This is a genomic window from Pseudomonas sp. Pseusp18 (assembly GCF_059506005.1).
Map to the genome: position 1 here is coordinate 195,951 of NZ_CP169240.1, position 25,287 is coordinate 221,237.

At 56.1% G+C, this 25,287-nt stretch carries 23 protein-coding genes, 2 tRNA genes and 3 pseudogenes; 8 read left to right on the top strand and 20 right to left on the bottom strand.

The genetic code is table 11. The features are described from left to right. Positions 1-554: 554 nt before the first annotated feature. Positions 555-1,102: pseudogene (locus ACEN9A_RS00790) on the bottom strand (ATP-binding protein); the annotation flags it as partial. Positions 1,103-1,297: 195 nt separating this feature from the next. Here ACEN9A_RS00790 and ACEN9A_RS00795 point away from each other — a divergent pair. The 6 genes from ACEN9A_RS00795 (at position 1,298) to ACEN9A_RS00820 (ending at position 4,882) form a co-directional block, all read left to right on the top strand. Next, on the top strand, positions 1,298-1,519 hold the full coding sequence (locus ACEN9A_RS00795) for a tautomerase family protein (RefSeq protein ID WP_007939483.1): 222 nt from the start codon (positions 1,298-1,300) through the stop codon (positions 1,517-1,519). Further along, complete coding sequence (locus tag ACEN9A_RS00800) at positions 1,516-2,172, top strand: DsbA family oxidoreductase (protein WP_258672002.1); 657 nt, start codon at positions 1,516-1,518, stop codon at positions 2,170-2,172. The genes ACEN9A_RS00795 and ACEN9A_RS00800 overlap by 4 nt, the downstream gene beginning before the upstream one ends. A 43-nt stretch (positions 2,173-2,215) precedes the next feature. Continuing rightward, a complete protein-coding gene (locus ACEN9A_RS00805; protein ID WP_258672004.1) occupies positions 2,216-2,926 on the top strand; it encodes an SDR family NAD(P)-dependent oxidoreductase in 711 nt (236 codons plus the stop codon). A 310-nt stretch (positions 2,927-3,236) separates the two neighbouring features. Next, a complete protein-coding gene (locus ACEN9A_RS00810) occupies positions 3,237-3,635 on the top strand; it encodes a carboxymuconolactone decarboxylase family protein (RefSeq protein WP_007939479.1) in 399 nt (132 codons plus the stop codon). Further along, on the top strand, positions 3,601-3,957 hold the full coding sequence (locus ACEN9A_RS00815; RefSeq protein ID WP_258672005.1) for a hypothetical protein: 357 nt from the start codon (positions 3,601-3,603) through the stop codon (positions 3,955-3,957). Before ACEN9A_RS00810 ends, ACEN9A_RS00815 begins: the two co-directional genes overlap by 35 nt. 175 nt (positions 3,958-4,132) lie before the next feature. Continuing rightward, positions 4,133-4,882 (top strand): hydroxypyruvate isomerase family protein, encoded by a 750-nt coding sequence (locus ACEN9A_RS00820; protein WP_026286657.1) that lies wholly within the window; start codon positions 4,133-4,135, stop codon positions 4,880-4,882. Between the two features lie 436 nt (positions 4,883-5,318). Here the strand turns inward: ACEN9A_RS00820 and ACEN9A_RS00825 are convergent, their stop codons facing one another. From ACEN9A_RS00825 to ACEN9A_RS00875, 11 genes and pseudogenes are all read right to left on the bottom strand, one after another. Beyond that, entirely contained in the window at positions 5,319-6,170 is an 852-nt protein-coding gene (locus ACEN9A_RS00825) for a hypothetical protein (RefSeq protein ID WP_413387640.1), read from the bottom strand. An 86-nt stretch (positions 6,171-6,256) separates the two neighbouring features. Beyond that, positions 6,257-7,249 carry a DGQHR domain-containing protein gene (locus ACEN9A_RS00830; RefSeq protein WP_413387642.1) on the bottom strand — a complete coding sequence of 331 codons (993 nt, stop codon included), beginning with the start codon at positions 7,247-7,249 and terminating at the stop codon, positions 6,257-6,259. Between the two features lie 551 nt (positions 7,250-7,800). Next, on the bottom strand, positions 7,801-8,781 hold the full coding sequence (locus ACEN9A_RS00835; RefSeq protein ID WP_413387644.1) for an integrase domain-containing protein: 981 nt from the start codon (positions 8,779-8,781) through the stop codon (positions 7,801-7,803). Between the two features lie 909 nt (positions 8,782-9,690). Continuing rightward, entirely contained in the window at positions 9,691-11,013 is a 1,323-nt protein-coding gene (locus ACEN9A_RS00840; protein WP_110651109.1) for a tyrosine-type recombinase/integrase, read from the bottom strand. Positions 11,014-11,185: 172 nt separating this feature from the next. Continuing rightward, positions 11,186-11,261: transfer RNA gene (locus ACEN9A_RS00845), tRNA-Thr, on the bottom strand. 78 nt (positions 11,262-11,339) lie between these two features. Next, a pseudogene (locus tag ACEN9A_RS00850) lies at positions 11,340-11,504 on the bottom strand (FkbM family methyltransferase); the annotation flags it as partial. Between the two features lie 337 nt (positions 11,505-11,841). After that, on the bottom strand, positions 11,842-13,071 hold the full coding sequence (locus ACEN9A_RS00855) for an SAM-dependent methyltransferase (protein WP_258672019.1): 1,230 nt from the start codon (positions 13,069-13,071) through the stop codon (positions 11,842-11,844). After that, the gene (locus ACEN9A_RS00860; RefSeq protein ID WP_258672023.1) at positions 13,052-13,741 is read right to left on the bottom strand and encodes an ABC transporter permease; all 690 of its coding nucleotides are present in this window, start codon (positions 13,739-13,741) and stop codon (positions 13,052-13,054) included. Before ACEN9A_RS00860 ends, ACEN9A_RS00855 begins: the two co-directional genes overlap by 20 nt. Then, on the bottom strand, positions 13,738-14,433 hold the full coding sequence (locus ACEN9A_RS00865) for an ABC transporter permease (protein ID WP_007939468.1): 696 nt from the start codon (positions 14,431-14,433) through the stop codon (positions 13,738-13,740). Before ACEN9A_RS00865 ends, ACEN9A_RS00860 begins: the two co-directional genes overlap by 4 nt. Before the next feature lie 78 nt (positions 14,434-14,511). Continuing rightward, entirely contained in the window at positions 14,512-15,258 is a 747-nt protein-coding gene (locus ACEN9A_RS00870) for an ABC transporter substrate-binding protein (RefSeq protein ID WP_019651466.1), read from the bottom strand. 13 nt (positions 15,259-15,271) lie between these two features. Continuing rightward, positions 15,272-16,045, bottom strand: a complete 774-nt coding sequence (locus tag ACEN9A_RS00875; RefSeq protein WP_007939465.1) for an ABC transporter ATP-binding protein — start codon at positions 16,043-16,045, stop codon at positions 15,272-15,274. Between the two features lie 552 nt (positions 16,046-16,597). On the opposite strand from ACEN9A_RS00875, the gene gabP reads away from it, so the two are divergent. After that, a complete protein-coding gene (gene gabP, locus ACEN9A_RS00880) occupies positions 16,598-17,989 on the top strand; it encodes a GABA permease (protein ID WP_258672026.1) in 1,392 nt (463 codons plus the stop codon). A 71-nt stretch (positions 17,990-18,060) separates the two neighbouring features. Here the strand turns inward: gabP and ACEN9A_RS00885 are convergent, their stop codons facing one another. From ACEN9A_RS00885 to ACEN9A_RS00900, 4 genes and pseudogenes are all read right to left on the bottom strand, one after another. Continuing rightward, complete coding sequence (locus ACEN9A_RS00885) at positions 18,061-18,513, bottom strand: hypothetical protein (protein WP_019651463.1); 453 nt, start codon at positions 18,511-18,513, stop codon at positions 18,061-18,063. A 6-nt stretch (positions 18,514-18,519) separates the two neighbouring features. Continuing rightward, positions 18,520-18,936 (bottom strand): hypothetical protein, encoded by a 417-nt coding sequence (locus ACEN9A_RS00890; protein WP_019581792.1) that lies wholly within the window; start codon positions 18,934-18,936, stop codon positions 18,520-18,522. A 37-nt stretch (positions 18,937-18,973) separates the two neighbouring features. Beyond that, positions 18,974-19,948: an alpha/beta hydrolase family protein gene (locus ACEN9A_RS00895; RefSeq protein WP_258672029.1), complete on the bottom strand. Its 975-nt coding sequence runs from the start codon at positions 19,946-19,948 to the stop codon at positions 18,974-18,976. A 93-nt stretch (positions 19,949-20,041) separates the two neighbouring features. Further along, positions 20,042-20,692, bottom strand: a pseudogene (locus tag ACEN9A_RS00900) (DUF1016 N-terminal domain-containing protein); the annotation flags it as partial. 263 nt (positions 20,693-20,955) lie between these two features. Here ACEN9A_RS00900 and ACEN9A_RS00905 point away from each other — a divergent pair. Beyond that, on the top strand, positions 20,956-21,405 hold the full coding sequence (locus tag ACEN9A_RS00905; protein ID WP_019651459.1) for a hypothetical protein: 450 nt from the start codon (positions 20,956-20,958) through the stop codon (positions 21,403-21,405). An 85-nt stretch (positions 21,406-21,490) separates the two neighbouring features. Here ACEN9A_RS00905 and ACEN9A_RS00910 read toward each other — a convergent pair. The 4 genes from ACEN9A_RS00910 to ACEN9A_RS00925 form a co-directional block, all read right to left on the bottom strand. Next, a tRNA-Phe gene (locus ACEN9A_RS00910) sits at positions 21,491-21,566 on the bottom strand. Between the two features lie 103 nt (positions 21,567-21,669). Beyond that, the gene (locus ACEN9A_RS00915; RefSeq protein WP_018929219.1) at positions 21,670-21,942 is read right to left on the bottom strand and encodes an oxidative damage protection protein; all 273 of its coding nucleotides are present in this window, start codon (positions 21,940-21,942) and stop codon (positions 21,670-21,672) included. Next, the gene (mutY, locus tag ACEN9A_RS00920; protein WP_019651458.1) at positions 21,939-23,006 is read right to left on the bottom strand and encodes an A/G-specific adenine glycosylase; all 1,068 of its coding nucleotides are present in this window, start codon (positions 23,004-23,006) and stop codon (positions 21,939-21,941) included. The genes ACEN9A_RS00915 and mutY overlap by 4 nt, the downstream gene beginning before the upstream one ends. Continuing rightward, complete coding sequence (locus ACEN9A_RS00925; protein WP_258672031.1) at positions 23,003-25,237, bottom strand: AsmA family protein; 2,235 nt, start codon at positions 25,235-25,237, stop codon at positions 23,003-23,005. The genes mutY and ACEN9A_RS00925 overlap by 4 nt, the downstream gene beginning before the upstream one ends. Positions 25,238-25,287 lie beyond the last annotated feature (50 nt).

Sequence of the window (25,287 nt, forward strand, 5' to 3'; positions counted from 1 at the left end):
AGTGGGCTGGCTATTGTTGTGTACCTTGCCGCCCGGTGGGCGTGGGTCGCGTGCCGGCTATGATCCTGCACCAGAGCATGCTTGTCCCGAGTTTAGTAGCGAAATGATTCTGCGTCCGATGGCTGGAGGCTTGCACAGGATCGAGATTTTTGTTGGAGGGGAGATGATCGGGGTCAAGAAAGTGGCCCGGATGGGGGAGGTGTGGGCGTTTTTGGGTGTTTGTTTATCAACGAAACCTTTTCCCAAGGCAAAAAAAAAGCAGCCTGATCAGGCTGCTTTCATGAAAAGGTGCTTGATATTGTGCTCCCTCAAGCAGGGGAGAAGAGGTCTCACCAGGCGTCGATTTCCAAGTCATCAACGAGGTCCCTCCGCCGACTATTGCCACTTGGAGGCAGTCGGTTTCGCGCTCTCAATTAAATTCTCTGCCCCTATAGCCTGGGTGTCAACGTGTGTGTCGGACCGTGTGTCGGCATCTTTTCAGGCTGCGGAAAAGCCCAACACCGCCGCACCGTTCAATGGCCAGTCGGCATTGAGCTACAGGCTTCATCTGGATTCTAACTGGCATCAATCAACGCTCGTTCTTCCAACCAAATCTCCTGAACAAACTGATCCGTAATCGCATAGATCCCATGCCCACGCCGCATGATGATGTTCTCGGCAACCAGCGCAATCACCACCGGTTGAATCTCTTCCACGCGTACCTCACGACCTGTCGCAGTGCCTTGAGCATTTCCTCTGGCCGATTCCCCAGGGTGTTGAACGCTTCAATGGCAACATCAAGAGACGGCAATTTCTCCTTCTTCACCGTCATTGCGAGGCGGTTCAGCAGGTACTCAACGTAATCCCCTTTCAACACCGGATAAGCCGCCGACGTTGCACCGGAAAATGCTTGGTTCCGCTTTGCAGTCAGTTCGCTGACTTGCGCCCTGTGCGATCCCGTTCCGATGAACAGAAAGTAGCCAGGTGTATTAGGGCGTGGGTTTATTGCATCACGAGCGGCTTTGAGTGCCAGGAGCAGTTGATTGCCGTCGTCGGAGGAAATCGCGTGCTGCACTTCGTCGATGATCAGCACCAAATCTGTTTTCGCTTGGTCGACCACCTCTTTTTATGGACACGCCATAATTATTGGCCAGCCATAATTAGCATAAAGGTTAAGGTCTGATCTGAGGACTGACTCATTACATCACGTCACTAATGATGTTCCCGCCCCCACCTTTATCCCCCCAAACCAACCTCCTACATTGAGCTCCACCCACCTACCCATTCATCCCGAAGGGCAGGTCACTGGAGACTCATCATGCCTTTTGTCAGCGTACGCATTACCCGCGATGGCGTTACCTCGGAGCAGAAAGCTCAGGTGATCGCTGAAATCACTGAAACCCTGGAACGCGTCCTCAACAAACGCCCGGACCTGACCCACATCGTGATCGAGGAAGTCGACACCGATAACTGGGGCTATGCCGGTATCACTACCACCCAGTACCGCAAGCAACTGGCTGAGGCGGAGGGGCAGTCATGACCGCCTCCGTCACCATCGATTTCGTTTCCGATGTGGTGTGCCCGTGGTGTGCCTTGGGTGCGACGGCGTTGGAGCAAGCGATCGAGAACGTGGCGGGTGAGGTCTCGGTCGAGCTGACTTTCAAGCCTTTCGAACTGAACCCTGACATGCCGGCCGAAGGCGAGAACGCGGTTGCGCACTTGATGCGCAAGTACGGGCGCAGTGCCGAGGACGTCGCCGCTGGCAAAGCGATGCAGATCGCTCGGGGTGAGGCCATCGGGTTCAAGTTCGATCTGGAGAAGCGCACCCACTTCCATAACACCTTCGATGCTCACCGATTGCTGTTGTGGGCGTTGCAGGAGGGGCGGCAGCTCGCACTCAAGAAAGCTTTGCTACGTGCTTATTTCACCGACGGCCAGAACCCGAGCGATCGCGAAACGCTGGTTCGACTAGCGACGCAAGTGGGATTGGATGCGGCGAGTGCGCGTGAAGTGTTGGTATCCGGAGCGCTTGCCCAGGAAGTGCGTGAGCTTGAAGTGTTTTACCGCGAGCGCGGGATTAATTCGGTACCGGCCATGGTGCTGAACGGTCGTCACCTGGTGTCCGGTTCGCAATCGGTCGAGTACTACGAACAGATGTTGAGACAAATGGCGCAGGCGCCTGTTGAAGCCTGATTAATCACTTTTTCAAACCATCATTTATGAGTAGAGGTTCATCATGAGCAATTCGAAAAAAGTCATCGTTATTACTGGCGCATCCCAAGGTCTCGGCGCAGGCATGGTCAAGGCTTTCCGTGATCTCGATTACAAGGTTGTCGCCACCTCGCGTTCGATCAAATCGTCCACCGACCCGGATATCCTCACCGTGGCGGGCGACATCGGCGACCCGGCAGTCGCTCGGCAAGTCATTCGTGAAGCGATCGCACGTTTTGGCCGCATCGACACCCTGGTCAACAACGCCGGGATCTTCGTCGCCAAACCGTTCACGGCTTACACCCCTGAAGACTATGCCGCGGTGCTGTCGGTGAACCTGAATGGTTTTTTCTACATCACCCAACTCGCGATCACCGAGATGGAGAAGCAGGGCAAAGGCCACGTCGTCAACATCACCACCAGCCTGGTGGACCACGCCATTGACGGTGTGCCATCGGTACTGGCTTCGTTGACCAAAGGTGGCTTGAACGCGGCGACCAAATCCCTGGCCATCGAGTACGCCAAGCGCGGGATTCGAGTGAATGCGGTTAGCCCCGGCATCATCAAAACGCCGATGCATGATGAGGAAACCCATGAAGCGCTGGGGAATTTGCACCCGATCGGGCATATGGGCGAGATCAGTGATATTGCTCAGGCTGTGGTGTATCTGGACAGCGCCAACTTTGTCACCGGGGAAATTCTGCACGTTGATGGTGGGCAGAGTGCGGGTCACTAAGACCTGTTTTCTAAACATCAGAAACAACAAAGCCCTCGCGTTTTGCGAGGGCTTTGTTTTGTATGGCGCACGCTTTACCAGCACGTGCATCCGAAGATCGTCTCTTAGCCAACCCGCTAAGTCTGATAACTCCAGGTACTTAGTGGTACTTCATTGCTCCCGAAAAATCTAAATCCATCCTGTTGTTTCTACGATGGTTAAGAGTTCATTTGCTGGAGTCGTGCTGCAGCCGGCTCTGGCATGGCCGCCAGCGAACTAAACTAGTTATATCTCTATAGAAGATGTCTCTACAGAGATAAGGAGGTGTCAAATGGCCATTCGTGATACCTATCAGGAAATTGAACAGACCCTGGGTCTGGTTCCGGAGTGGATCAAGCAGATGCCGGAAGGCGGCGCGATCGGATTCTGGGGCGTAGCCCGGGATTTCTGGCTGGCAGATACCAAGATTCCTAATAAGTACAAGGAGTTGATAGGTCTGGCGGTATCCGGGGCGACCCGTTGCAAGTATTGCGCCCTGTTCCATACCGAAGCCGCGCGCTTGTTTGGCGCGAGCGATGAGGAAATTTCCGAAGCCAGCTTTATGGGCTCGCTGACCATGATGGGCAGCACCTTTATTAACGCCCAGCAGATCGACTACGAGCAGTTCCGGCAGGAAACGCTGAGTATCGTCCGGTATGTCAAAGATCACTCGCAACCCAAAGCAGCATAAGCCGTTGCGAGAACCTGCCCTTCGCCAGCTGACGAAGGATAAGTTGATTGCAATCACCAGCGATGGTCCCAGGACCACCGCTCGGTGGCAAGCGGCTGTATTGCGAGCCATCAGCGAACTAATGCAATACAGCGATACCGCCCGCGAAGAAAACCAAGACCTGCGCATTCCCTTCGCCAAAGCACTCCATGACCTCTATGCGGGACAGAAGTCCGACGCCGAGTTGACGGAAATGGTGTTGCTGATGCTGGAAGTGGAGACCGCCCCTTTTCTCGGCAAAGGGCACGAGGCAGGAGCGGCGTCCGGGAGCAATGGCCTCTGAGAAGTGGAAAAGGGACAACGTTATTTTCCTAAATGGAAATCGTCATATCCCAGGTTTGAGCAAAAAAGACCCGCACGATTTGAGCATGCTGACAACATCAACCTATAGTGCAGCGCTGGAGCTGCGAAGGATGCTCCAGGCTGATGATTTTCTTCCCAGGATGGATGTTTACCCAATGCTCAAGTTCAATGCTCATCTCGGTTTCCAATTCAATGAATTGCCTTTTCTGCAACGCATCGAAGCCGCCGCTGCAGCTGGTTTTCGGGCGGTAGAGTTCCCATCGCCCTATGAGTTCGACGCGAGTCTCTTGGCCGACCATCTGGCTCAATACAGTCTGCCGTTGATTCAATTCGCTGCACCGGCTGGCGTTACCAAAGGCATCGCTGCCTTGCAGGGCAAGGAGGAAGAGTTTCGCAACGGATTGCTCCGGGCCGCCAGCTATGCAAAGGCGCTGGCATGTTCGGATGTCCATATTATGTCTGGTGTTACGACGCAGGATGACGCAGGGCGTGTCTTCGGGAGCAACCTGGAGTATGCCGTCAAGTACTTCGAGGATCAGGGTTTGCGGCCGCTTATCGAAGTAATTTGTGCGCAGGAGATGCCGGGCTATTACATGGCTGACTTCAGCAAGGCGCAACAAGTGCTGGAAACCTTCCCGAGTGTCGGGCTGATCCTCGATCTTTACCATGCCCAGCTTCTGACTGGAGACGCAGCAGATATTCTGGCTCGGTTTTACGACAGAACAGTTCATGTGCAAATTGCCGACTGCCCGGGGCGCCACGAGCCGGGAACGGGGAGCATCGACTTTGCAGCCTTGTTCGCAGCGCTGCAGCAGCGTGGCTACACAGGATGGATCGGGTGTGAATACCGGCCTTCCGGTTCTACCGTGGCGAGCCTTGACTGGATTAGGCAGTTAAGTGCTTAGCGCTGAAGTGAAATTGTGATGGGGCGGTGTGCAGGTAGATTTGGCGCAGGGGAGGGTTAAGACGGTATCTACAAGGGCAGTTTTTATAGATGCCAGAAACAACAAAGCCCTCGCATTTCTGCGAGGGCTTCGTTTTGTATGGTGCGGCACCAGGAGTCGAATAAAAAGATAACCTATTAGTTTTTAACAGGTTTTTAAAAATTATAAACGTTTATACCCCTAAAATTATCCTTCAGATCAGATACTGCTTCTTTAAACGAAGGGGGATCTACGAACGCGTGATCCTCTGCCGTAGGGGCATTAGCCCAAAATGATCTTTCGGTTCTGGTGATTATCGTCATTGTAACCACGATTTTATATCTCAGATGGCTCCAAGGCCGCTCCTACAGGTTTGATAGCCAAATAACATGCTAGGGTACTATTTTCGATGGAGAATTTAAGTTTTTGGTTTGAAGTTGGTAATTATTTCGGAAAACTCACCAGCGTATTTTTGATGTAATTTATTAAGGATGCTATTTGGATACCTATTGATGATTGCATCAAAAAGCGCAGTTGCTAGGTATACTACATAGTTTGAGCTAGCTATAAGGGATTCTGGTTGAGATACTTTGCCAGAAACGGCTCGTACACTGCCTAGGACCATTTCGTTGATTTTGTTAATGTGGCGCTTAGGAGGCTGCTCAAATGCCCATAGGGAGCCCTTAAACTGATAATTGATCTCGGACCTAACCTTCGGTGGGCCGTAACCTCCTCCGTTGTAAACAAACTTTTGATGTTCGATTAAGCTTATACTTTCTGATGCATATTCTTGAATGTCGTCTTCGGCTTTAAGAAGTAATTCTTTTATTATGCTTTCCCAGCAACACCAGGCATCCTTATGTGATCCGCCGCCTTTTGGCATCTTGGTGAACTCAATATTATCGAGGTCTCTGAAGTCGATTTTATATAGCCCGGTTGAAGGGGCTATCTGTTTCTCGGTCAGGTTGGCTCTTTGGATGTGTGAGACGGCTCCGGCGTCGAGATTGGATAGGCTAAAACCCGTAAGGCGCATTGTAAAATGCACAGCATAGTAAGCAGCATAATAAAGCTCTACGACTTGCCAAGCCGCATTGCTTTCTTGACATTGCCTGGCTCGTACAAATGACAGCATTGATGCTAGCCAAAATCGAGCAGCTTCTCCCGACATGTAGTTACCAAAAGACTGTTTGTCAATCGCTTGAACTGTAAAGCAGGAGCTGCCTTCATTGCAGTTCTTAACTGATATTTGGATTTCCTTTAAGTTTTCCATAACTCGTTCCCCTTTGAAGCGTCGTGCAGAAGCAACTTCGCTCACAGCTGAGGAAAATAAAAGTCGAGAATATTTTACAAAACTATTCATATTTTCATTTTACTGCGTAGGAGGCGTCTGTCTAGATTCTCCACTTCTTTCAGATATGACTTAGCAGTGAGGATGTTATCGAAATTTGATGCTATCGACCTTTGTAAAAACTTCTTGTGCTCGCTTATTTTAGTCGTAAGGCCTGGATCATTTTCCGCTATTATCGAGATCACTGCTTTGCAATGTGCAGTCATGATCTTAAATACAGTAGGTTTTGTAATCACATCGTCAAAAGCGATTCCGCCATTAGTTACTACGTCGTGTGCCGCTTTGAGAAATGCGTTAACCATACTATAAAGTCGCTTGACATTGCTAACTTCAAAAGAGCGCAAGAGTGGCTTAAAGGCTTCGTAAAAAGTAACTTTTGATATTTTATTTTTCTTTTTCTCAAATCTGCTTAATTTGTCAAATAGATAGCTGTCAGGTTCTTCCTCAAAGAAAGAAAATAGGCAGTCAAGCAGGATTTCTTCCTCATTTTCAGTTTCGGCCAATCTTTTAATGTCTAGTAAAAGTTCTTTGGGGACGGGCCGCTGAAGTGTGTTGACGTCTATAAATATTCTTGCTTCTTGTACTGGCGTTAGATCGGTAAAAATCACAACCGGAATGCGCAGTTTCTCGCCAAAACCACTTTCCATTAGTTTTCTGAATCCATAGACCCTATGTTGCCCGTCAATAATAAGAAAGGAAGACACATGAGGGTTAAAACCTATTGTTTTATTTCGGCTTTTGTACTCGAATCCGGAAGTTATCTGCGCCGAAAGAATAATGCTGGAGGGGATCACTCCACCATCACGAACATATGAGGCAATGGACTCTGCACGATTAACATCTAAAGACCTTTGAAAACCGTCTTGTGGATCCTCGGCTCGAGGGTTAGGGGAGCAACATCTTACAATAACGTCGATAGGCATTGTTAACGTGTAAAACTTATGCTCACCTTGTGTGATCAAAGCAGCGCTTAAGAATTCCATATCAAGTGAGTTGCTCATAAACCCTACTATTTTCAAAAAAAATTCTGATGAGAGGTAGCTTAGTTTTTTTGCAACTTAAATGCAATCGGTAAAATTCAGTTGTGACTGAGAAAGCACTCCTGTTTAGAGTGATTGATTTTTAGATTTATTATCGTAAAATCCTTTGGCTCTCGACGAACATAAACTTATGGTCTTAGCTGAAGCTTTTCCTTTCCAGTCATGCTGTAATTTTATCTCTTGTTGCTTGCAGTGGTCACTAGTCAATGGTGGGTAGCGGTATTAGTTTGTTGTTCGTCGATTTTATAGGAGGTCCCATGGCTTACCTATTCGTTTCGCTATCAGTTGAATCGTTAACTGATAATAATAGCGAGTCGTATCTTTTCGATTATTTATCCTGTGGCTCAGGAACCATACCAGGTGCTTTCGCTGCCACGTCCATGGGTTGTCCCGCTGCCAGCGTTCTACGATTGCGGCGTGAATGGCTTTTGCTTGACGAATATGACGCAGGCGCGTGGTATACGACCCGGTCAGCACTCCCTCTAGGAAAAGCTCCATATCATATGGTTTGCTCATGCTCGGCCACCAATGTAAGCCGAAACCACGTCGATACGACTGTGGCCCAGTTCGTAGCTGATTTGTGTTCTGGCCTCCCGATCACGATATGAGTCCAGTCGATGGCAATTACCGCCGTTGATAGGTGCGGGATGACGAGTAATCTGCTCATAACGTTTACACGCATAGACCGCTCGTAGCTCGTGGAATCCTTTGAGGCCTTGGTGATGGAGAACGTCTCGAGCGGGACGAACGACGCTCTGGTTGAAATCACGGTAGTTTTCGTCTGGAGCTAACAGGTTGCGGCTACCGTCAGGCAAGACCTGTTGGGCAAATGTCAGTGCATTACAGATGTGTTCATCCACCGTTATCCACCGAGGGGCTGAGGCGCCCGAACGACCTCCTTTGGTACCGTCCTGGATGTTTATCTTGCCTAGTTGTTGGGCTTCACGTTGCAGACGCTGGATGTCGGCCAAAATCGCTTCACGCAAGCGCATGCCGGTGGCTCGCGCTAACTGAGCGATGGCCGCGGCGCGCGGTATTTGGTGTTCGCAAAGTACCTCTACGATCCGCTTCACCTGTTCGCGGTCTTGGCCTTGCGGCACTGAACGACGAACACTGGTGCGCTGCATTCCCAGCGCCTTACTCGGGCTCGACACTTTCACATACTGATCACCGCGAAGCGCAGCCATGGTTCGGTTCACGCTGGACAACCGGTTTTGTGCGGTCGTGATGGCCAACCTGCCTTGCTGCACCTGTTGACGCAGATGTTTTGCGTAATCTAACAGCATCTGTCGATCAATCTTCCGCGCATCATTGCAGCCCGGCCCATCCTCAGATCGGCACCACCGCACAAACGCCTGCCAGCGATCACTGTGCGCTTTGACCGTGCCGTAATGCCCACCGCCAAACAGATCTTTCAGCGCTTGCGGCCCCGCATAACTCAGTTGCCGGCCAAAGCCAAAATTGCGCCCATCCCGTCTACCGACCAATGCCATGATCGAACTCCTCTCGAAGCCAAAACTTTTAAAACCTTCCTCACGTCATCCCGCCAAGAATGCTGAGTGTTATCAGGGATCAGGGTCCCTGCGACCTGTGAGGGTTGTCCACTAACGCGGGACTGGCGGCTCTTTACGACCGGGAGCTTGGGCATCTCATGATCTGGCCTCCTGAACACCGTTATCGGTGGGCGGGTGGAGGCTGCGCTGGCTGACGAGGCCGGCGCCGCGAGATCCTGAGTCAGGTGAAGGCAGTGATGCGATGACCGGGGCATGCCTGACTGTCAGTCAGGTGCAGTCCATTCCGTGGGCTGCGGCACCATCATCTGCATCGCTGTTGCTGGTGACTTCGGTGTTTGTCACGCCGATTGTCGCGAGGGGAAATGCCGCAAAGCCTTGTACGAGTTGGGCTGCAGCAGCGGTAGGAGCGCCCGTCTCTTTCCGGAAGAAAGAGACGGGCGCAGGTTGGCGCAAGGAAATGGCCAAGCGGATAGGTTGCTGCAGGGCAGCTATGAAAGGGGATGAGTTGCCGCAGTGGGCACACTGGTAAAAGTAGGCATCCATCACATCGCTGTGACCGTGCGAGCCGCCGGACGCTAATCGCACTTTGGGAGAACCACCACGGTGTGGCGTAGCCTTAAAGGTTCTGGCTACCTGGGTTGCTGTCAACGACAGCGCTTTGCCCGATCTTTTCTACGCCTGTGGATAATTCGGGTCAAGGCTCGAATTTTCGGGAGTTCTGCGGCTGTGGATGAAATTATCCACCGGTGGAAATCAGTGGTTTTCCACAGACAGTTACTTGGGCTTTCGATTTTTTAAGTGAGGTCCATCCAAGCAGGGCGGCTTTGCAGCCCTGCTTGGATGGACCCGCGTGGAAAAGCGGATCACTGAGATATGAAGACCGAGCGCTTACTCGGTTGCGCCACGTTTTGCTTTTAGGCGAGTGACGTTCGCTCCGGTCTGGTTCGCGAATTCGTGTGGAGTGACATGCTCTTGCCGGTTGGCCTCCAGATACCGACTCCACCAGTTCATGATCAGCCTGCGTTCCTCGATGAACTCTGCCTTGTGAATGTAAGCGGCGCGGACGTTGTTGCGTTCCTTGTGGCTCATCTGCCTTTCAATGGCCGTCTCCGACCACAATCCTGATTCAATCAGCGCGCTACAGGCCATCGAACGAAACCCATGCCCGCAGATATCGGTTTTGGTGTCGTATCCCATCGTTCGTAGCGCGTTGTTCACGGTATTTTCGGACATGGGTTTCCAGGGTTTGGCATCACCTGCGAAGACCAATGCGAATTTGCCTGTGAGTGCATGGATTTTTTCGAGTAGCGCCACTGCTTGCGGCGATAAGGGTACTAAATGGATATCCCCTGCCATCTTCGTACCCCTTGTGGAAAAGGGTACTCCCTCCAACGCGGGTCGAGTGTCCGGTATCTCCCAGGTGCCGCGCTTGAGGTCGAACTCGCTCCAGCGTGCGAAACGCAGCTCGCTGGATCGTACAAACACATGCAGCGACAGCATCACCGTCAGACGGGTAAGTGCCCGGCCTTTATAGGTGTCGATCCGCTCTTGCAGTTCCGGCAGTCGCGATAAGGGTAGAGCGGGGCGATGTACCACCCGCGGGGCTTTGATCAAGCCTTCGAGGTCGTAAGCAGGGTTTGCGGTGATAAGCCGGAGGCGTTTTGCCTCGCGCATGATGCTCTGCAGGTAGTTTTGTACCCTTAAAGCTACGTCTATCGTTCCGCGCTTCTTGATCGCTTCCAAGGGCTGCATGAGGTCATGGGTGTCGAGGTCGACAATGGCGCGGGCGCCGATCAGCGGGAACACGTGGGTTTTGAGGCGGCTCATCACAGTCTTGGAATGGCCTGGTGCCCACTTGGCCGACATTTCCGTATGCCAGTCGAGCGCAACGCTTTCAAAGGTTCTGCCTTTGATTACGGCTTCCGCCTTGGCTTGGTGCTTGGTCTCTATAGGATCAACGCCATCCGCCAGCATTCGCTTAACTTCCAAGCGCTTGCGGCGCGCATCGGCGAGGCCAATGACGGGGTAGTTGCCGAACGAGGTCAGTCCTTCGCGTCCGTCAGGTTTGACGTAACGGAGCCGCCAGCCTTTGCGGCCATTGGGCTGGACTAGGAGGTAGAGGCCATCGCCGTCGAAAAGCTTGTAGGCGCGGTCTGTAGGTTTTGCCAAGCGGCAAGCTGCGTCGGAGAGCGGAGCTGTGGTGCGCGACATAAGGGTACTCCCTTTTATCGAAGTGACCTGTATCCCAAACTCTACCCTTAAAACGGTTGGAATCCACCAGTTTCTGACGGAAACCGATGGAACGCTAAAACGAAAAAACCCGCCAGAAGGCGGGTTTTTCGGGGGTTCCAGAGACTTTGAAAGCTTTCTATGGAACCTTGTATGGTGCCGGCACCAGGAATCGAACCCGGGACCTACTGATTACAAGTCAGTTGCTCTACCATCTGAGCTATACCGGCGTGTCAGGGCGACGATTATAGCGATTGGGTTGGTTCTGTAAACCCCTGAATTCAGACTATTTTTGCGCAGGCTTTCGGTCAGGCGCGATGCAGTACTTTCTTGAGTTTCTGCAGGGTGCGCCGGGCTCGGCTGTTTTGCATAGCCCGCAGTTGCACTTCGGCGTGTTCAGCGCGTTGCAGGGCGGCGGCGAGGTGGTTTTCGGCGTTGGTGACGGGGTGGCTGAATTGATGGCCTCTGCAGAACGTCACGGTCGAAGATTTTTCTTGTTCTTGGCCGCACTGTCGGCGCCTTCGTATGCGTGTATAGCAAGGGGGATTACAAGGCGCAATTTTCCGCCCGTGATGTCCGGAATTCGGCGGTTATGTCGTTTTGATTTAATGCTTATGCACAACGGGCTGGCGGAATCTGCTTGATCATTGCGCTTTTGTGGACTCGTTCTCATTTGTCCGCAAATACCTGTTTTACGGGTTTTTTATTTTTGTGAACAAAAAATGACCAGTAGTGTTTTAGGCGTAAAACAGCGTGGATATTGGATCCACGATAATTCCATCAACAGAGTTATCCACAGGTTGCGGCTGTTTAAGGGCGCTCTGCCAGGAGCAGGAAATTGCGCGGTGTGAGTGGGGATTCGCAGAAGGTGCCGAGACGAACGACATAACCCTGCTCAATGAGGAAAAGTGCCCGATCGAGTACCAGCCACAGCTCCAGAGGCCGTCGGAAAAGGCCTCGCAGCAGCTCCAGGTTGCGCACTTCGGCCAGTCGCTGCCAACCGGCGGCTTCCAGTGCGGCCCAATCTGGCGTGCGGACTGTGGATAAGTCTTTGAGTGCGGCCAGATCGCGGCAGTAATCGGAGAAGGGTTTGTCCAGCCAGGCGCTGGGCAGGGAAGGGGTGGGCAGGTAGTCGTCGACACCGCGAAGTTGCCGTTGCAGCAGGTCGAACCCCAGGCGCCGGGCCATGGAGGTGTCGCGCTGGCGTCGGACGCGAGCGCCAGCGGTGACGGTTTCGCTCATCGGCAGCGCAAGATCATCGAGGGAAAGGTGTAGGTCGGAGCGCTCAGCCGCACAGGAAAGTGGCCGATAGGTGTTCAGACTGATCCGGTTGTAGCAGCACGGTGCGATGGCCAGTTGTTTGCAACCGGCGGCGCTGGCGAGCTGGATCAGTCGCACATGCAGATCCCCGCAAGCGTGCAGCGCTACGGGTGTGTGATCGGCATTCAATAAGGGTGCTGCGCCAGGCGCGAGTACATCCTGTTCGACATGCAGCGCATGCATTTGATGGCGCTGGCTGAGTGCCTGGCCGCTGGCGACCAGCGTCGGGTCGTATTCCAGGCAGGTCAATTGTTGACCGATTTGTAGCAGGCGTCGCCCCAAATGGCCCTTGCCCGAACACCAGTCCAGCCAATGCGTCGGTGCACGGGCAAACTGCAAGCAGCCGGCGAACGCTTCAATCTGCTGCCACTTGCGCCCCGGCACATCCACATTCAACCGATGGCCCGCCGCTTCGAGTGCACGAGCCGGCAATTCACCTACCGCACTCAGCTCAAGAGACATCGCTGCCAATGAAGCAAACGGCTCCGGCGCATCGAGCCAGCCAGGCTGGTTATGACTGTTTTCCGCATCTTCCAGCGACCGCCCGCGTAGCCACAACGCCAGTTCCGGGTAGGACGCTTCCCAGGGTAGTTGCAGATGGGTAAACGGTCGGGGCTTCCACAGCGCCTGATGCTCGATCAGAAAAGCATCCAGCGCAGCGAAGCGGGCGAGTAGGGTCTCGCCCGTCAGCACGCAGGCATCAGCGCCCTTGGCAGGCATCGACGCGCAACCAGCGCTCCAGCAGCTTGAAGCCGCGCACCAGCACGTAAGCCATCAGCAGATAGAACATGCCCGCGGCGAAGAAGATCTCAACCGGCAGGTAGGTGCGGGCAATGATGGTGCGGGCCATGCCGGTCAGCTCCAGCAGGGTCACGGTACTGGCCAGGGCACTGGCCTTGAGCATCAGGATCACTTCGTTGCTGTACGCCGGCAGGCCGATACGCGCGGCACGGGGCAGCATGATGTAGAACAACGCCTTGGCCCGGGACATGCCCAACGCCCGCGCCGCTTCGATCTCGCCCGGTGGAATCGCCTGGATCGCGCCGCGCAGGATCTCGGCGATGTAGGCGGCGGTGTGCAGGGTCATGGTTACGGTGGCGCACCAGAATGGATCGCGCAGGTACGGCCACATCGAGCTGTTACGCACCGCGTCGAACTGCGCCAGCCCGTAGTAGACCAGAAACAGCTGAACCAGCAGCGGCGTGCCACGGAAAAAGAAGATGTAGCCGTAGGGGAATGCCCGCACGTACCAGAGTCGAGACGAGCGAGCGATGCCCAGCGGAATCGCCAGCAGCAACCCGGCGATCACGGCGATGGCCACCAGTTCCAGGGTCAGTGTCGCGCCCTGAGCCAGTTTCGGCAGCCACTTGATGATGACTTCCCAATTCATTGGGTGCTCCTCGCAAAGCCGCGAGCGGCGCGTCGTTCCATGAAGTGCATGCCGGTCATGGCCAGAATGGTCAGGCCCAGGTACATAAAGGCGGCCACCATATAGAAGGTGAACGGTTGCTTGGACACGGTCACGCCGATTTGCGCGTGACGCATGATTTCTTCAAGGCCGATGACCGATACCAGCGCAGTGTCTTTCATCAGAATCATGAACAGATTGCCCAGGCCCGGTAGGGCGATGCGCCACATCTGCGGCATGATCAGCTTGGTGAAGATGCGAAATTTCGACAGGCCCAGGGCCACACCGGCTTCACGGTGACCTTTGGGAATCGCCAGAATCGCCCCGCGAAACACTTCCGTGGCATAGGCGCCGAAACACAGCCCCAGCGCAATCACGCCGGCGGCAAAGGCGTTGAGTTCGAGCTCGGGGTTGCCGAAGAACTCACCCAGCGCACGCATCAGGTTGACTGTGCCGAAGTAGATCAACAGCACCCAGAGCAATTCCGGGATGCCGCGAACCAGCGTTGAATAAGTGCCGCCAAGCCATTGCAGCGGCTTGTACGGGGAAGTCTTGGCCAAGGCGCCGAGCAGACCGAGCACCAGCCCCAGGCACAAGGCCGAGAGTGCCAGTTTCACAGTCATCAGTGCGCCAGCGGCGAGCGCCGGGCCGAATCCGTAGAGGTCGATAATCATGGATTTCTTTTCAAATCGCGGCAGGCAATGCCAAGGACTGGCGCCGTCAGCGAACGGCGCCGGTCAGGCAGGTCAGAATCAATAGATGCTGAACGGGAAGTACTTGTCGTTGATCTTTTTGTAGGTGCCGTCAGCGACGATTTCTTTCAGCGCAGCGTTCAGCTTTTCGCGGATCGGGTCGTTCTTGCGAACGGCGATACCGATCTTGTCGCTTTCTTCCACCGGGTCGCCCTTGAATTCGTAAGCGCGGCCTGCGTCGCTTTTCAGCCATTCATAGTTGACGTACTTGTCGGCCAGGATGCCGTCCAGACGACCGGAAGTCAGGTCCAGGTAAGCGTTTTCCTGGGTGTCGTAGAGTTTGACTTCGACGCCTTCCATGTTGTCTTCCAGCCAGGTGCCGGCCAGGGTCGCGCGTTGGGCGCCGATCACCTTGCCTTGCAGCGAAGCCTTGTCGGTCTTGAAGTCGACGTCTTTTTTGGCAATGAACTGCAGTTTGTTGGAGTAGTACGGTGCGGTGAAGTCCACCGCTTGCTTGCGCTCATCGGTGATCGACATCGAGGAGATCAGGAAGTCGAACTTCTTGGCGTTCAGGGCCGGGATGATGCCGTCCCAATCGGAGGTGACCACGGTGCACTCGACTTTCATCTTGGCGCACAAGGCGTCGCCGATGTCTTTGTCGAAGCCGACGACATTGCCACTGGCATCTTTATTGTTGAACGGCGGGTAGGCCGCTTCGATGCCCATCTTCAAGGTCTCGGCGACGGCACCGGCGCTGAAGGCCAGGGTGACGGCCGCAGCCAGGAAGATCTTTTTGTAGTTCTGCATGCGGGTAGCTCCGTTAGCGGTTGCTGGACATGAATTGTTTGCAGCGCGCCGAAAGCGGGTTTTCGAACACCTGCTGCGGCGATCCTTGTTCTTCTACCAAGCCTTGGTGGAGGAACACCACTTCGCTGGAAACCTGACGGGCGAAGCCCATTTCATGGGTCACGAGCAGCATGGTGCGGCCTTCTTCGGCCAATGCGCGGATGACATTAAGTACTTCCTGGACCATTTCCGGGTCAAGGGCGGAGGTGGGTTCGTCGAACAGAATCACCTTGGGCTGCATCGCCAGGGTACGGGCGATGGCCGCGCGTTGCTGCTGGCCGCCGGAGAGTTGCGCGGGGTAGGCGTGGCGCTTGTCAGCGATGCCGACCTTGGCCAGCAGGGCTTCGGCGACTTCGATGGCCTCGGCCTTGCTCTGGCCGAGCACGCGGCGCGGGGCCTCGATGATGTTGTCGAGCACGCTCATGTGCGGCCAGAGATTAAAGTTTTGAAACACAAAACCGATCTCGCTGCGCAGGCGATTGATCTGCTTGCCGTCGGCAGCGACCAATTCGCCGTTCTTGGCGGGCTTGAGCTTGAGTTCTTCGCCAGCCACCAGGATCTGGCCCTGGTGCGGGTTTTCCAGCAGGTTGATGCAACGCAGGAACGTGGACTTGCCGGAACCGGAGGAGCCCAGGATCGAGATCACGTCGCCGTCGCGGGCGGTCAGCGAGATGCCTTTGAGCACCTCAAGCTGTCCGTAGCGTTTGTGCAAGTTGCGGATTTCAAGCGCGGGCGTGGCCTCAGCCATGTGCGTTCCTCATAGTGTGTTGCGCTCCTGCTGTTGGTCGCCTTCCTGGCGAGGCGGCCAAGCTAGCATAGCGTTCGAATGGCAGCCAACAGCGCTCGGGACGGTAAACGGATGGCGTGTGGCAGGTTGTCGCATCGGTACAGCAGACTGTCGCGCTGCTATCAACCGAACAGCCGTTTGAACCCGATGGGGTGCGGCTGCCCGTAAAAAAGGGCGCGATGTTGCCAGCTTTGGCGGGGTGTTGGAAGCGTTAACCGGCCAAACGTTCCTGATCCGCACTTTTATTGTGCGAGGGGTGATTCCGGGGTGTGTTTCTGGTGCGCTGTTTCGTTACTAAAGTGGGTCGCCAGGTAACGCTCTGGCGAATTGCCATTAATCTCAATGACTTGCGATAACTACCCGGTCAGGCTGAGAGCCCCGAGGTTGAGGAGTTTGCAACATTTTGGCGCAATTATTGCGTGCAGAATACGAAACGCCCTGTTGGTTTCTTTTTACGAGAAGGAACGCCAAACGGGATGCACGCTTCCGCTTTTCCTTACAAAGGTAGTTTTAATGAGCAGTTCCCAAAGCTCCAATGGCCTTGAACAGGGGCTCAAACCGCGTCATGTGACCATGCTGTCGATCGCCGGGGTTATCGGTGCCGGCCTGTTCGTCGGCTCCGGCCACGCCATCGCCGCTGCAGGCCCGGCCGTGCTGTTGGCCTACGCTGCCGCCGGTGCGCTGGTGGTTCTGGTCATGCGCATGCTCGGCGAGATGGCCGTTGCATCGCCAGATACAGGCTCCTTCTCGACGTATGCCGATCGTGCGATCGGTCACTGGGCCGGTTTCACCATCGGCTGGCTCTACTGGTGGTTCTGGGTTTTGGTGATCCCGCTGGAGGCTAACGCTGCCGCGACCATTCTGCATGCCTGGTTCCCGAACGTGGCGATCTGGGCCTTCACCTTGGTTATCACGTTACTGCTGACAGTGACCAACCTGTTCAGCGTGAAGAACTACGGCGAGTTCGAGTTCTGGTTCGCCCTGGTCAAAGTCGTTGCGATCATCGGCTTTATCGGTCTGGGCATTCTGGCGATCTTTGGCTTCTTGCCAACAAGTCAGGTCAGCGGCGTGTCGCACCTGTTCGACACTCAAGGCTTCCTGCCAAACGGCATGGGCGCGGTGCTGGGCGCTATCTTGACCACCATGTTTTCCTTCATGGGCACCGAGATCGTGACCATCGCGGCCGCGGAATCGAAGAACCCTGGCCAGCAGATCTCCAAGGCCACCAACTCGGTCATCTGGCGGATTGGCTTGTTCTACCTCGTCTCCATCTTCATCGTTGTGGCCTTGGTGCCATGGAACGACCCGATTCTCGCCAGTGTTGGTTCTTACCAGACTGTGCTTGAGCGCATGGGTATCCCGAATGCCAAGCTGATCGTTGATATCGTGGTTCTGGTTGCGGTCACCAGCTGCCTGAACTCCGCGCTCTACACCGCTTCGCGCATGATGTTCTCGTTGGGCAAGCGCGGCGATGCGCCGGCCGTTTCCCAGCGCACCAATAGCAGCGGCACGCCTTATTGGGCCGTGATGCTGTCGACCGCTGCGGCATTCCTTGCAGTCTTCGCCAACTACGTGGCCCCGGCTGCCGTGTTCGAGTTCCTGCTGGCCAGTTCTGGCGCCATCGCGTTGCTGGTGTACCTGGTGATCGCGTTTTCGCAACTGCGTATGCGCAAACAGCGCATGGCTCGCGGTGAAAAAATCGCCTTCAGCATGTGGCTGTTCCCGGGCCTGACCTACGCGGTGATCGTATTCATCATCGCGGCCCTGACCATTATGTTGTTCCAGGAAGCGCATCGCGTGGAGATCCTCGCAACTGGCTTGCTGAGCGTGTTGGTGGTGGCAGCCGGTTTGATTGTGGCTCGCCGTCGCAAGCTGCAGAAACTGGGCGCGGTGGTGCTGAACTGATTCGTACCGCGTAACGAAAAACGGCCGCTGTCAGTGATGACAAGCGGCCGTTTTTGTTTCTGAGGGGATGTTTACTCGCCCTTTTCTTCCTGCGCATCCAGCGACTGACGATAACTGTCCAGTGCATCGCCAAAGTCGGTGATGAATTGCGGATCGGTCAGCCAGGCCTGGGCGGCATCGCGGTCCATGCCATCGGCCCACATGCGGTAGTCGATCAGCATGTCGGCGGCCAGGTGCGTGGCGGCCATGGCTTCGTTGTCGGCGTTTTCCATGTCCAGCAGTTCTGGATGGTCGCTGATGATGCCGGCGAGGTTCGACAGCAAGGTCAGCAGCATGTCGTTGCGGCTGGTGGCTTCGGCGTCACGCATTTTGCTGAACATCGCCAGGGTGTATTCCGGGATCGGCTCGCCGATCTCACCCAGGTCATCGTTCAGATCGGCAGGCTTTCTGCCGACCATGCGGATCTGTTTGGCTTTGGCCTTTGCGCGTTTGGCGCGTTTCTGTTGCTTATTCAGGGATGCCATGGGAACTCAGTGGGTTTTCTGTTGGGTTTGGGCCGCGATGGCGTCGGACGCCGCCACGTAATCAGCCTGGAAGGCCGGTGATTCGATCCACGCCAGTGCACCGGCCTCGTCGGTCTCGGTGGACCATTGGCGGTATTCGATCAGCGCTGCGAGGATGAAGTCCATCGCGCCTTCTTCGCCTTCCTGTTCGTACACCAGCTCCAGCAACGGGTCTTCAAGGAAGGCTGTGCACATGGCCTGCTGACTGGACTTTTCGGCGTCGATCATTTTTTTGAACAGTTCGGTCAGGTCCACCGATTCGAAGTCGATGCGATCGTCGTTCGGGTCCAGCTCGACCGGCGCGGCGGCCCGCTGGGTGCGGTTCTGCTTGGCCTTGGCTTTGGCGCGGGAGGCGCGTTTGTTCTGCTTGTTGGCGGAGGCCATGGGCGTCGTTCCGTATTTCGTTGAGAGGGTGCATCAATCAGTTGCGTGGCACTCGCCGCCCGGGTGTATCGGGGGCCAGCTCGCCGGTCTGCAGCCAGGACAATGCAATGGGCCATAGTGTGGCTTGGTATGCGCTGCGAAAAAAGGCGAAATGTCCGACTTCTTCTTCGCCGATGTCCTCAGGTGTGATTCTCAGGTGGGTATTTGTACTGCCGGTGAAGTAGCCAAGCAGGCGTTCTATGGCTGGAATCGTGCCGTAGGGATCGTCGCTGAGGCTGATGGCCAGGGTTTGTGCGCTGACGTTGGCGAAGGGCAGTCGACCGGTTCTGGCGTGGATGAGGCGACCGCTGGGGCGTTTCTCATATCGGTTGCTGGGCGTGCTCCAGTCGCGAACCACGCCAGCGGGGGTGTCTTCGAGCCAACCCAGGCGTTTGCCGGGGAAGTAGCCGCAAAGCATCGTCATCAACGGCATCACCACGTGCCACTTGGCGAACATCCGCCAGCGATGAGCGGGGGCGTAGTCGCGCCAGTAAGCGAACTGCGCGCCCACTGTCACCAGGCGTCGGATCAAATGCCCGGAGGCCCCCAGCCCCGCAGCACAGCCGCCGAAGCTGTGGCCGACGACATTGATGGGTTGTCCCGCAAATTCGCGTTGCGCTCTTTGCAGCATCGCCTCGAAATCCAGCGCGCCCCAGTCGGACCATGAGGCCTCGAGCCCTTTCAGCGATGCGGGACGCGACTCGCCGATGCCACGGTAGTCATAAGTGATCACATCAAAGCCGTTGGCGAACAGGTAATCGGCGAAGCGCGAATAGTGCCGGCAACGGACAGAGGTGGCGGCGTTGATGATCACCACCGGGCGAGTTGGGTCTTGATGGGTGTGCCGCCAGGTGAAGCCGCCAAGGAGGAAACCATCGGCGGCGGGTTCCTTGAAGGATTCGCCGGGTGTGCGGGTGGGCAACGGCAACTCGAGTTGCGTCGGGGCCAGTGAGGGTATGTCCTGTAAGTTCATCGGCTTTGAACCTTTGCGACGAGTTACTCACCATAGTCGTCATGCCGTTTATGAACAATCTGCCCGCGCTTATCGGGGGCGCTTGAGTAACCGTTCCTCAAGCACCGCCCGTTCCCGATTCAGTTCTGCATGAGATTCCTCCTCGCTCAGGCCCGCATTGGGCAAGCCGAGAAACTCCAGTAGCACGGGGTCCCGGATAAAGTCCCGAGGGCTGGCGTTGATTTGCTGGATGTTGGTGGCGGCTTCCTGTTTGACGGCAGACCGGTCGCGGCTCGCCAGCAGGCGTTCGTAGTAGAGGGTGTTGATCTGGCGCTCGAGGGCGCGACTTGACCAGTTCTGGAGTGCTGATTCGTTCATGTACCAGTGGCGAGCGTTGTCGTTGTCGACTCGCAGCAGCCTGCGGTAGTGGGTCCAGCTCAATTCGTGACGCAGTGCGTCACGAATCGGGAATGCTTGATAGAACTGGCGCATGTAGCGGAGATTGGAGGCGTCGAAGCCTTTCCCAAACTCCGCTGTCAGTGTATGCGCCAATGTCGACAGCAGCTGCTTGCCATAAGCCGCCCGCCGAGCCCCTTCCTGCTCGAACTCCACGATATGCCGGCCGATCTGCCAACAGGTTTGCACCTGAACGGTATCGACCGCGCGCAGCACCTTTTGGCGCGCGTCACGGATCAGCTCGCCCAGACTGCCGAGCAGTGAAACCATTTGTGGATCTTGAGTGTTATCGGGTTTGAGGAGGCTCATGACATCTTCCGCATCTGGAGGGAACAGGCGCAAGAGGATGGCAAGAGAGCGATAGTCAGCGATGCCGGGCGCTGCTGATAAGTCGGAAGGAATTACCGGATTCGTCTTGCAGGACACCACCGACTACAGCTCGTACTTGAGGAGCAAATCGTGTAGTCCGATTCGCAGTGAACCCAATTCCGAATCGATCTAAAACTTGAGTATTCGGCGATAAATCTAAAAGGAGTAACGAGTGGGTTCTACGTAACCCGGGAGTCGCCATCATGAAGTACGTCCATTCATTCATGCTGCCCATCGCCGCTGTCGGCCTACTGCTGTTGCCAATCGCGCTTAACGCCGCCAGCCTTGAGCCAATTGACAGCTCGGCCGTGCAAGTCCAGCAGCAACAACAAAACGGGATTACCTACCTGTCCGGGGGGATTGGAGAGGACGAGGCTAAAGCCATTCAGCAAACCAAGGGCTACAACCTGCACATGACATTCTCCACCGGGCCTCAGGACGAATACGTTCCCGATGTGGATCTGGTTATCCAGAAAGCCGCAGGGCAGACCGTGCTGACACTGAGTGAGGCTGGACCGTTGGTTTACGTTCAGCTGCCTGCCGGCAAGTACACCGTTGTCGCCACGCATAAAGGTGAGGTGCGGCGTGATACAGCGGATGTAGGCAGTGGTGCCGCTCGCAATCTGGTTTTCCACTGGGGCGGTCAAAACTAGTCAGGAGAGGTGGCTTGCGTGATGTCCGATCAAATCGCAGGCATAAAAAAAACCCTGAATCTTGCGATTCAGGGTTTTCGGTATTTGGTGCCCAGAGACGGAATCGAACCGCCGACACGGGGATTTTCAATCCCCTGCTCTACCGACTGAGCTATCTGGGCAACGGGGCGCATTAAACGGGTTTTTCAGGGGGTCGTCAAGCAAGTTTTCAAAAAATATTTAATTATTACCGTCGCTTACGTGCCGACCCCGGTTTTTGATCAATTATTGAGCAGGCGGAACGTAGCCTTCAGCCTTGGCGTATTCCTCGCCGGAAAAGTATTTGTCCATCTCACCCTGAAGGTATTTGCGGTCTTCGGCGTTCATCATGTTCAGGCGTTTTTCGTTGATCAGCAGGGTCTGGTGTTTCTGCCAGTCGGCCCAGGCCTTGGCCGAGACGTGGTCAAAAATGTCCTGACCTTTTGCACCCGGGAATGGAGCGCGCTCCAGGGCGGGCAGTTCTTCTTTGTACTTGCGGCACATGATGGTGCGGGTCATGACGACTCTCCTGCGTTCAATACGGCGGCCGCGCGCTCGAGCAAGGTTTTGACCGGGGCGGCAAGGCCCAGGCGCGGCGGGGTGGCGAGGTTATACCAGAGCCAGTCGGCCTCGGCCACGTGATGGCCGGCCTCCTGGACCTGCACCAGCCAGGGTTCGATGGATAATTGAAAGTGGCTGAAGGTGTGCACCAGGCTCGGCAGTGCCTGCTGGCTGCCCAGTTCCAGCGAGTGCTGCGAAGCCAGATGTTGCAGGTCGTCGAGGTCGTCGAGTTCCGGCAGGCTCCAAAGACCGCCCCACAGGCCCGTGGAAGGGCGTCGGTAAAGCAGAATCGCGCCGTCGCCGTTGGCGAGCATCGGCATCAGCGTGCGCTTCTGTGGCACGGATTTGCGTGGCTTGGGGATCGGGTAGCGGGTTTCCAGGCCGAGCATGTGTGCTTCGCAGCCCTTTTCCAGCGGGCAGAGCAGGCAGCTCGGCTTGCTGCGGGTGCAGAGCGTGGCGCCCAGATCCATCATCGCCTGGGTGTAGGCGTTGACCCGATCATGTGGCGTGAAGCGCTCAGCGTTCGCCCACAGCTGTTTGGCGACCTTCGGCTCGCCCGGATAACCCTCTTGCGCAGTAAAGCGCGCCAGCACCCGTTTGACGTTGCCGTCGAGGATCGGCGCGCGGATACCCATGCTCAGGCTGGCAATCGCCCCGGCGGTGGACAGGCCGATACCCGGCAGCTCGGTGAGTTTTTCCACATCACGGGGAAACTCGCCGCCATATTCGGCGACCACAATCTTCGCGGTCTTTTGCAGGTTGCGCGCGCGAGTGTAGTAACCGAGGCCGGTCCACAGGTGCAGTACTTCGTCTTCCGGTGCTGCGGCCAGGGCTTCGACGGTTGGCAGCGAGGCCATGAACCGGTCGAAGTAGTTCAGCACCGTGCTGACCTGGGTCTGCTGCAACATGATTTCCGAGACCCACACCCGATAAGGGGTGATGCCCTGTTGCCAAGGCAAATCGTGGCGGCCATGGCGGTCGTACCAATCCAGCACGGCCGTTGAAAACTGCTCGGCTCTCATCGCTTGAACAGCCCCTTGAGCGCGTTTTTCAGTTCCGGGCTGACTTTATCGCCAAGCTTCTCGTCGATTTTTTCGCTGATGCGCTCGCCGGCCAGCTTGCTGGCGACCTGGCTCATGCGTTCGCTGTCGAGGCGGCAAGCCTTGGCGCCCAGCTCCAGCGGGCCACGGCAGCGCAGCGGCCATTCAATGCCGACGAATTTCTCGCCGACCTGACAAGCCGGGTCCGGCATGTCGCTCTTGTCGCCTTCGACGATGATGCCCAGGCGGTAATCCATGCCCAGCACCCGCAGGTCGATGTCGCCGTTACCGTTCACGGTCATGCCCGGGACGCGCACTTTCAGGTCCGGGTTATTGGCCACGCCGTTGCGCAAAGTCAGGTTGCCCTTGAGCTCCTCGAAGGGCGTGTCCTTGCCCCGTGGTTCGCCACTGAGGGTTTTGCGATTCAGGGTGGCGATGCCTTTGCACAGTTGTTGCTCAAGGTTGGCATTGAGCAGCATGCCGTTGTTGATGACGAAGCTGGCGTTGCCGTTGAGACTGTCGATCAGCGCGCTCTCGCTATTGCCACTGCCGGTCAGGGTGCTGTTGAGCGTGACCTGGCCTTTGACCGGTGGATTTTTCCCCTGGCCCTCGAGGATTTTCTCCACCGGCACGTTGTTGATGCGCGTCTGCATGTTCAGTGTCGGCACTTGCTGGCGCACATCCAGGGTGCCCTTGGCTTCGAAGTTACCGTCGTACAGATCGCCGCGCAGGTTCTCCAGGGTCAGCAAGCCGCCCTGGCCGTTGGCCTTGAGCGCCGCGTTCTGGATCGGCAGTTTGTCGAGGGTCAGTTGGCCGAAGGTCAGGTCGGCATCCACGTCGAGTTTGCTCAGGCGCTCCACCGGGAACAAGCGGTCGCTGCTCCACGGGCCTTTGGTCGGTGATGGCGGCAGCGGTGTGCTGCCAGGGCCGGCCAGGGCATCGGCTTCGGTGCTGGCCACTTCGGCCTTGCGGACCTGAGTTGCGCTGTTGGCTTCGGCGGATTTCGGCGGCAGGTAACGGTCGACGTTGAAGGTGTCAGCCTTGAGGGTTGCCCGCAGCGATTGCTTGGCGAAGTCTTCAATGGCGATGCGGCCGCTGAAGTTGCTGTCGTCAAGTTTCAGGTTGATGTTATCGAGCGACAGGCTGGTCGGCGTGCCGGCAACCTGGCTGACCAGTTCAACTTTGCTCAGGCTACCTTCGGCCATCGCCGGGAGTTTCTGGCCGATGCTGTCGACGAATTTCGCCAGATCGAATTGGGCAATCGACAGGCCACCGCTGATTTGCGGGGTCTTGTCGAGGTCATTGGCTTTCAGTTCACCCAAGGCGCGCAACTGGTTGGCGGAGATCTTGATGCCAGTCCATTCGGCGACGTTGGCGGCCTTGTCCAACAGCAACTGACCTTGAGCGGCGAAGGTCATGGTCTTGCCTTGCAGCGGATCGCCAGCGACTTCGCCGGAGAGTTTCATGTCTTCGAACTTGTAGCGTTGCAGCGCCCGCTCGAAGCGCAGCTCGCCAGCCAGCTCGGTCCGCACCCGCAGAACTGGTTGGTTGGTGCCCAGGAACGCCGTGAGTTTGACCGGGATGTTGGTTGAGTCATGGACCGGGCCGGTACTCAGCTGGATGCTTTCGGCGCTGAACTGCTTGCCGGTTTTCTCGTCGTTGTACTCAACGCGGGCGTTGTTGACGGTCAGGCTGTCGATGTCCAGGCGGACCGGCTGAGCCGGTTTTTCGGCCTGGGCGGTGGTCGTTGGCGCGGGTTCGCCGGTAGTGGCGGGCGTTGTGGTGGAGGTCGTCGCAGCCGCAGGCGCCGGCACCTTGCCGATGTCTTCCCAGTTGCCGTGGCCGTCCTTGTCGCGGTTCAGGCGCAGGTTCAGGCCTTCGACGCGCACATCGCTCATCTGCACTTCGCGGCGCAGCAGCGGAATCACACGGACCGACAGACCGAGCATCTGCAGGTCAGCAAACGGCTCGGTGGGCTTGGCCAGGGTCGCCACACTGGCTTCGTGCAATTCCAGGCCCAGCCAGGGGAACAGGCTCCAGCCGATATCGCCATTGAGCGTCAGCTCGATGTGGGCCTTGTCGCGGGCAATCTGGCGAATCTCGTCTTTGTAGTCGTTGGGATCGAAGAAGTGGGTCAGGGCAAAGCCCAGCGCCACAATGATCAGCAACAGCCCGAGAAGTACCAGACCCAGGATTTTGCCGAACGCTTTCATGGGCGAGTCCTTGTATTAGTCGAATTCGAAATTTAGCCGGGGAGTATAGC

Coding starts and splice junctions, on each gene's coding strand:
- ACEN9A_RS00795 (WP_007939483.1), top strand. CDS start 1,298: ATGCCTTTTGTCAGCGTACGCATTACCCGCGATGGCGTTACCTCGGAG.
- ACEN9A_RS00800 (WP_258672002.1), top strand. CDS start 1,516: ATGACCGCCTCCGTCACCATCGATTTCGTTTCCGATGTGGTGTGCCCG.
- ACEN9A_RS00805 (WP_258672004.1), top strand. CDS start 2,216: ATGAGCAATTCGAAAAAAGTCATCGTTATTACTGGCGCATCCCAAGGT.
- ACEN9A_RS00810 (WP_007939479.1), top strand. CDS start 3,237: ATGGCCATTCGTGATACCTATCAGGAAATTGAACAGACCCTGGGTCTG.
- ACEN9A_RS00815 (WP_258672005.1), top strand. CDS start 3,601: ATGTCAAAGATCACTCGCAACCCAAAGCAGCATAAGCCGTTGCGAGAA.
- ACEN9A_RS00820 (WP_026286657.1), top strand. CDS start 4,133: ATGCTCAAGTTCAATGCTCATCTCGGTTTCCAATTCAATGAATTGCCT.
- ACEN9A_RS00825 (WP_413387640.1), bottom strand. CDS start 6,170: ATGGAAAACTTAAAGGAAATCCAAATATCAGTTAAGAACTGCAATGAA.
- ACEN9A_RS00830 (WP_413387642.1), bottom strand. CDS start 7,249: ATGAGCAACTCACTTGATATGGAATTCTTAAGCGCTGCTTTGATCACA.
- ACEN9A_RS00835 (WP_413387644.1), bottom strand. CDS start 8,781: ATGGCATTGGTCGGTAGACGGGATGGGCGCAATTTTGGCTTTGGCCGG.
- ACEN9A_RS00840 (WP_110651109.1), bottom strand. CDS start 11,013: ATGTCGCGCACCACAGCTCCGCTCTCCGACGCAGCTTGCCGCTTGGCA.
- ACEN9A_RS00855 (WP_258672019.1), bottom strand. CDS start 13,071: ATGCCTGCCAAGGGCGCTGATGCCTGCGTGCTGACGGGCGAGACCCTA.
- ACEN9A_RS00860 (WP_258672023.1), bottom strand. CDS start 13,741: ATGAATTGGGAAGTCATCATCAAGTGGCTGCCGAAACTGGCTCAGGGC.
- ACEN9A_RS00865 (WP_007939468.1), bottom strand. CDS start 14,433: ATGATTATCGACCTCTACGGATTCGGCCCGGCGCTCGCCGCTGGCGCA.
- ACEN9A_RS00870 (WP_019651466.1), bottom strand. CDS start 15,258: ATGCAGAACTACAAAAAGATCTTCCTGGCTGCGGCCGTCACCCTGGCC.
- ACEN9A_RS00875 (WP_007939465.1), bottom strand. CDS start 16,045: ATGGCTGAGGCCACGCCCGCGCTTGAAATCCGCAACTTGCACAAACGC.
- gabP (WP_258672026.1), top strand. CDS start 16,598: ATGAGCAGTTCCCAAAGCTCCAATGGCCTTGAACAGGGGCTCAAACCG.
- ACEN9A_RS00885 (WP_019651463.1), bottom strand. CDS start 18,513: ATGGCATCCCTGAATAAGCAACAGAAACGCGCCAAACGCGCAAAGGCC.
- ACEN9A_RS00890 (WP_019581792.1), bottom strand. CDS start 18,936: ATGGCCTCCGCCAACAAGCAGAACAAACGCGCCTCCCGCGCCAAAGCC.
- ACEN9A_RS00895 (WP_258672029.1), bottom strand. CDS start 19,948: ATGAACTTACAGGACATACCCTCACTGGCCCCGACGCAACTCGAGTTG.
- ACEN9A_RS00905 (WP_019651459.1), top strand. CDS start 20,956: ATGAAGTACGTCCATTCATTCATGCTGCCCATCGCCGCTGTCGGCCTA.
- ACEN9A_RS00915 (WP_018929219.1), bottom strand. CDS start 21,942: ATGACCCGCACCATCATGTGCCGCAAGTACAAAGAAGAACTGCCCGCC.
- mutY (WP_019651458.1), bottom strand. CDS start 23,006: ATGAGAGCCGAGCAGTTTTCAACGGCCGTGCTGGATTGGTACGACCGC.
- ACEN9A_RS00925 (WP_258672031.1), bottom strand. CDS start 25,237: ATGAAAGCGTTCGGCAAAATCCTGGGTCTGGTACTTCTCGGGCTGTTG.